This is a genomic window from Amycolatopsis australiensis (assembly GCF_900119165.1).
Lineage (GTDB): Bacteria > Actinomycetota > Actinomycetes > Mycobacteriales > Pseudonocardiaceae > Amycolatopsis > Amycolatopsis australiensis.
Genome location: NZ_FPJG01000005.1, coordinates 1 through 4,957, shown reverse-complemented (window position 1 = coordinate 4,957; position 4,957 = coordinate 1). Strand labels below are relative to the sequence as shown.

Annotated in this window: 6 protein-coding genes; 4 read left to right on the top strand and 2 right to left on the bottom strand. The window is 63.2% G+C overall.

The window, feature by feature from the left end:
- Together BT341_RS00985 and BT341_RS00980 are read left to right on the top strand one after the other, a co-directional pair.
- The coding region (locus BT341_RS00985; RefSeq protein ID WP_072474462.1) for an NAD(P)/FAD-dependent oxidoreductase at positions 1 to 914 on the top strand (914 nt) is incomplete at its 5' end.
- 256 nt (positions 915 to 1,170) lie between these two features.
- Positions 1,171 to 2,406, top strand: coding sequence for a polyhydroxyalkanoate depolymerase (locus BT341_RS00980; protein WP_072474461.1), 1,236 nt, complete (start codon positions 1,171 to 1,173; stop codon positions 2,404 to 2,406).
- 256 nt (positions 2,407 to 2,662) lie between these two features.
- Here BT341_RS00980 and BT341_RS00975 read toward each other — a convergent pair whose 3' ends face one another.
- On the bottom strand, positions 2,663 to 2,866 hold the full coding sequence (locus BT341_RS00975; protein ID WP_072474460.1) for a hypothetical protein: 204 nt from the start codon (positions 2,864 to 2,866) through the stop codon (positions 2,663 to 2,665).
- A gap of 68 nt (positions 2,867 to 2,934) precedes the next feature.
- Entirely contained in the window at positions 2,935 to 3,351 is a 417-nt protein-coding gene (locus BT341_RS00970; RefSeq protein ID WP_072474459.1) for an RcnB family protein, read from the bottom strand.
- Positions 3,352 to 3,496: 145 nt separating this feature from the next.
- Here BT341_RS00970 and rsxB point away from each other — a divergent pair, with 145 nt between their 5' ends.
- Together rsxB and nth are read left to right on the top strand one after the other, a co-directional pair.
- Complete coding sequence (gene rsxB / locus BT341_RS00965) at positions 3,497 to 4,264, top strand: electron transport complex subunit RsxB (protein WP_072474458.1); 768 nt, start codon at positions 3,497 to 3,499, stop codon at positions 4,262 to 4,264.
- Between the two features lie 18 nt (positions 4,265 to 4,282).
- On the top strand, positions 4,283 to 4,957 hold a 675-nt coding region (gene nth, locus BT341_RS00960; protein ID WP_072474463.1), incomplete at its 3' end, for an endonuclease III.

Genomic DNA, 4,957 nt, shown 5'->3' with positions numbered 1-4,957 from the left:
GCGTGGAACTGTACCCGGACAAGCCGATCTACGACATCCCTGCCGTGCCTGTGTGCACCGGCCAGGAACTGACCGACAACCTGCTCAAGCAGATCGAGCCGTTCGAGCCGACCTTCCACCTTGGCCAGGAAGTGACCACCGTGCAGCGCCGCGAAGACGGCCGCTTCAACGTCGAAACCTCGACCGGCACCCAGTTCATCACCAAGACCATTTTCATCGCCGCCGGCGTCGGTTCGTTCCAGGCGCGCACGATCAAGGTCGAAGGCATCGAGAAGTTCGAGAACACCCAGCTGCACTATCGCGTCAAGGACCCGAGCATTTTTGAGGGCAAGAACCTGGTCATCTGCGGCGGCGGCGACTCCGCACTGGACTGGGCCCTGAACTTCGTCGGCAAGGCCGAGTCGGTCGTGCTGGTGCACCGCCGTGAGGACTTCCGCGCCGCCCCGGCATCGGTCGCCAAGATGAAGCAGCTGTGCGACGAATACGAGATGCAGCTGATCACCGGCCAGGTCACCGGCTACGACGAAAAAGACGGCCAGCTGAGCGAAGTGAAGGTCACCGGCGCCGACGGCGTCACCCGCCGCGTGCCGCTCGACATGCTGATGGTCTTCTTCGGCCTGTCGCCGAAGCTCGGCCCGATCGCCGAGTGGGGCCTGGACATCGAGCGCAAGCAGCTCAAGGTGATGGACACCGAGAAGTTCGAAACCAACGTGCCGGGCATCTTTGCCGTGGGTGACATCAACACCTACCCGGGCAAGAAAAAGCTGATCCTGTCGGGCTTCCACGAAGCCGCGCTGGCCGCCTTCGGCGCCGCGCCGTACATCTTCCCGGACAAGAAGATCCACATGCAGTACACGACGACCTCGCCGAAACTGCACAAGATCCTCGGCGTCGAGACCCCGGTCTTCGACTAAGACTTTCTGGTTCAGTCACCAGAAAACCACAATGCCCCGGCTAGCCGGGGCATTTGTTTTTATGTGTGGCGCATCACGGACGCCCTCTCGAAAACGGTGCTATAACCCCTTCTAAGCAAATACCAAATCTGAACGAGGGTGCTGGAAATTTCCACCAGCCAATCATTTGACCCTATAATGATTTGATTAAAATTCGCGCACGCGGGCGCCATCGGGCGCCGCCAAGGCGATTTTGCTCTACCAAAGAAGGATTACTATGCTCTACCAATTGCATGAGATGCAACGCTCCTTCCTGACCCCGCTGATGCAATGGGCGGATGCGTCCTCGAAGTTGTTCTCGAACCCGGTTTCCCCTTTCGCCCACACGCCTTTCTCGCAACGTATCGCCGCCGGTTACGAGCTGATGTACCGCCTGGGCAAGGATTACGAAAAGCCGGCCTTCGGCATCGATACCACCACCATCAAGGATGAGACGGTCAAGATCGTCGAGCGCATTGCGGTCGAAAAACCGTTCTGCCAGCTGCGCCACTTCAAGAAGGACCTGCCGGACGCGGCCTTCGCCGCGCTGGCCCAGCCGACCGTGCTGGTGGTTGCCCCGCTGTCGGGCCACCACGCCACCCTGCTGCGCGACACCGTGCGCGCCCTGCTGCCGAACCACGACGTCTACATTACCGACTGGGTCGATGCGCGCATGGTGCCGCTGTCGGCCGGTCCATTCCACCTGGACGACTACATCTATTACGTCCAGGACTTCATCCGCACCCTCGGCCCTGACGTGCACGTGATTTCCGTGTGCCAGCCGACCGTGCCGGTGCTGGCCGCGATCTCGCTGATGGCGTCGGACAACGATCCGAAGCTGCCGAAGACCATGACCATGATGGGCGGCCCGATCGACCCGCGCAAATCGCCCACCGCCGTCAACGACCTGGCCACCGAAAAGCCGTTCTCGTGGTTCGAGAACACCGTGATTTATTCGGTGCCCGGCAATTACCCGGGCTTTGGCCGCAAGGTGTATCCGGGCTTCCTGCAGCACGCCGGCTTCATCGCCATGAACCCGGGCCGCCATGCCCAGTCGCACCGCGAGTTCTACCAGCACCTGGTGCGCGGCGACGAGGAATCGGCCGAAAGCCACCGCCAGTTCTACGACGAATACAACGCCGTGCTCGACATGCCGGCCGAGTACTACCTCGACACCATCAAGACCGTGTTCCAGGACTTCAGCCTGCCGAAGGGCACCTGGGAAGTCGGCGGCAAGCTGGTGCGTCCGCAGGACATCAAGACGGTCGCCCTGTTCACCATCGAAGGCGAGCTCGACGACATTTCCGGCGCCGGCCAGACCCAGGCCGCGCACGAACTGTGCAGCGGCATTCCGGCCGACATGAAGCTCGACTACGTGGCGCCGAAGGCCGGCCACTACGGTATCTTCTCGGGCCGCCGCTGGCGCGAGATCATTTGTCCGAAGATCGGCGAGTTCATCAAGGCGCACGCCTGAACAGCGCGACGTCCATAAAGAAAATGCCGCGGTCTTCCGCGGCATTTTTTTGATTTTGCTCTTGTAGGGTGGACACCTGTGTCCACGCTGTCTCATCGCATGCGGGAATGCGATGCTTAACCCATCGATAGTGCATGCCATTCGATATGGTTTGCCGCGTGAATGCCCATCGGTTCAGACCGCGTGGACACAGGTGTCCACCCTACAAAAACAATGCCGCGGAAGTCCGCGGCATTTTTTTGTAACGACAGATAACTCAAGCTGCGCTGTCGCGCCGGTCCTCGCCCCGCCCGAAATCGTCGTCCGTATCGACATGCGGTTCACGCCGGTCGGCGCCGCGGCGGTCGTCGGCGGCAGGTTCGGGCTTGGCCGCAGCGGCAGCGTCGCTCTCCTCGGGCCGGTACACCGGGCGCGAGGTGGGGTCGGCCGCCAGCAGGGGCGCGACAATCCATTCAGTCATTTCGTTCTCCTATAAACAGGCTGGAGAGACGCCTCCCGCGTCGGCGGGCCGGCGTCCTCGCCAACCACTCAATTGCCCAGCAAAACGCTGGCGATAATGCCGGTGGCGATGGCCGCCAGCACGTAATCGTTGCCTACTTGCACCCAGTGGTAGCCGCGCGGCGGCGCGCTCAGGCGGTGCGAGCGCCAGTTGTCCACCACGTATTGCCTGTGGTGGTAGTTGGACGGCAGGCGGTTGCCGCGATACAGGTCGTGGCGCGGGCCGGCGCCGCGGCGGGCGTGGCGGTCGTCGCGACGGGCATCCCGGTAATCGCGGCGGTCTTCGCGGCGTTCGTCACGGAAGTCGCGGCGGTCATCGCGGCGCTCGTCGCGGTATTCGCGGCGGTCGTCACGGCGGTCGTGGCGGTCATTGTGTTGGGCGAATGCCGGCGCATTGGCGGCCAGCATCAGTGCGATCATGCTCTTGGCGATGAGGCGTTTGTTCATGTTTTTTCCTCCTTGAAAGATGGCGCGCATGCATGCGCAGCCTGTACCGTCAGTAAGCCATGGACATTGCATAAGCTCTGTACGCTGTTCCACTTACTGATCGAAACAACAACCCCGGTCGCGCCCTCCAAGCTTTTGTCGGATAATGACGGCTTTACGCCGCCGCATCACCGTGACCAAGACTCTTGCCGACCAGATCGAAGACCTGCTGCCGCAGACGCAATGCACCAAGTGCGGCTACCCGGCCTGCCGGCCCTATGCGGAGGCGATCGCGAACGGCGAAGCGCCGATCAACCAGTGCCCGCCCGGCGGCATCGAAGGCGTGCGCCGCCTGGCCTCCGTCACCGGCCACCCGGTCATTCCCATCAACCCGGCCAACGGCATCGAGCGCCCGCGCCCGGTTGCCTTCATCGACGAAAGCCTGTGCATCGGCTGCACCCTGTGCATCCAGGCCTGCCCGGTGGACGCCATCATGGGCGCGGCCAAGCAGATGCACACCATCCTGCCGAGCCTGTGCACCGGCTGCGACCTGTGCGTGGCGCCCTGCCCGGTCGACTGCATCAGCATGGTCCCGGTGACCGAGACCACCGGCTGGGCGGCGTGGTCGCAGGAAGCGGCCGATGCGGCGCGCGCGCGCCACGACTTCCGCAGCCTGCGCCTGCAGCGCGAACGCGAGGAAAACGATGCGCGCCTGGCGGCCAAGGCCCTGGAAAAGATGAAGGCGGTGACGGCGGAAGAAACCAACACGCCGGAAGAACTGGCGGAAAAGGAACGCAAGCGCGCCATCATCGCGGCCGCCATGGAACGGGCACGCCAGCGCGCCGCAGCCTCGACCGAGACCCCGTCGACCGAGACGCCATCGACCGAGACGCCATCGACCGACGCCACGCCACCCCAGCCGAAGAAAAACTGAGCAAAGAAAAACTGAGCGATGAATCCCGCCAAACGCCTCGCCATCTTTACCCGCTTCCGCGCCGCCAATCCGCACCCGACCACCGAACTCGAATACACGACGCCTTTCGAACTCCTGATCGCGGTGCTGCTGTCGGCGCAGTCGACCGACGTCGGCGTGAACAAGGCCACGCGCCGCCTGTATCCGGTGGCGAACACGCCGCAGCAGATCCTCGACCTCGGCATCGACGAGCTGAAAAGCTATATCGCGACCATCGGCCTGTACAACACCAAGGCGAAGAACGTGATGGCGACCTGCCAGATCCTGGTCGAGCAGCACGGCGGCGAAGTGCCGCGCGCGCGCGAGGCGCTGGAAGCCTTGCCGGGCGTGGGCCGCAAGACGGCGAACGTGGTGCTGAACACCGCTTTCGGCGAGCCGACCATGGCGGTCGACACCCACATCTTCCGCGTCTCGAACCGCACGAAAATCGCGCCGGGCAAGAACGTCGACGAAGTCGAGATGAAGCTGCTGAAGTTCGTGCCCAAGGAGTTTTTGCAGGATGCCCACCACTGGCTGATCCTGCACGGCCGCTACACCTGCGTCGCGCGCCGGCCGAAATGCTGGAACTGCATCATCAACGATTTGTGCGAGTTCCGCGACAAGACGCCGACGCCGGACGGCATCATCGCGCCCGAGGCTACAGGATCGATTTCG

What these genes read in the sequence shown, in the direction of transcription:
- BT341_RS00980 (WP_072474461.1), top strand. Translation starts at nt 1,171, where the DNA reads ATGCTCTACCAATTGCATGAGATGCAACGCTCCTTCCTGACCCCGCTG.
- BT341_RS00975 (WP_072474460.1), bottom strand. Translation starts at nt 2,866, where the DNA reads ATGACTGAATGGATTGTCGCGCCCCTGCTGGCGGCCGACCCCACCTCG.
- BT341_RS00970 (WP_072474459.1), bottom strand. Translation starts at nt 3,351, where the DNA reads ATGAACAAACGCCTCATCGCCAAGAGCATGATCGCACTGATGCTGGCC.
- rsxB (WP_072474458.1), top strand. Translation starts at nt 3,497, where the DNA reads ATGACGGCTTTACGCCGCCGCATCACCGTGACCAAGACTCTTGCCGAC.